We start from the raw sequence: 583 nt of genomic DNA on the forward strand, positions 1-583 counted from the left end.
CTCAGTCTTTAACAGTCGGTAACGATTTCGGTGCCCAGTACTGGGAGAGGAGGTTTCAGTGTTCAGGTAGAAGTGGACTCCATCTCGATGAGTGCGCAGGATTGTTTTAGCCATTCTGCTGCTCCGATTTGGATACTGATCGAAGATTCAGTAGCTTGAGGCCGCATGCTTTGGCTAGCTTCTGAAGCTTCCTTACGGTCGTCTGCTCCCGCTTCATCGCCATGCCCAGGTCGATCGGGCGTTGGCCGAACTCCGCGAATTTGTTTGCATTGGTCACGGTTTGTCCTCTCATTTGTGGATGTCTACGAGGCAATTTCTCCAGACGAGCAAGGTTCTGCCGCGTTCGTTGGCGTTCACGATAGGGGAGAAGTGCTCTAGGTTCGCCGTAAGGCAAAGGAAATGCAGGCAAATATTAGCAAATGCTAAATTGAATATCAATGCAAATTGCTAAATGCTATCTCTAATTTGCTTTTTCTTGCTCGCGTTGAGCCAGCTGAGACTCGTAGTGGCGATTTAATGGTGCTAGTGTGAACAAAGTAACTGAGCGTTTGTGTTGGCTCGGATTGAGCCGAATAAAAATAAT

Annotated in this window: 1 protein-coding gene; it reads right to left on the reverse strand. The window is 48.0% G+C overall.

The genetic code is table 11. The features are described 5' to 3' along the window. Window positions 1–106: 106 nt before the first annotated feature. Entirely contained in the window at window positions 107–277 is a 171-nt protein-coding gene (locus tag HT737_RS31010; protein ID WP_182401771.1) for a hypothetical protein, read from the reverse strand. Window positions 278–583 lie beyond the last annotated feature (306 nt).

Source organism: Pseudomonas sp. MD195_PC81_125 (assembly GCF_014060985.1).
GTDB classification, from domain to species: domain Bacteria; phylum Pseudomonadota; class Gammaproteobacteria; order Pseudomonadales; family Pseudomonadaceae; genus Aquipseudomonas; species Aquipseudomonas parakoreensis.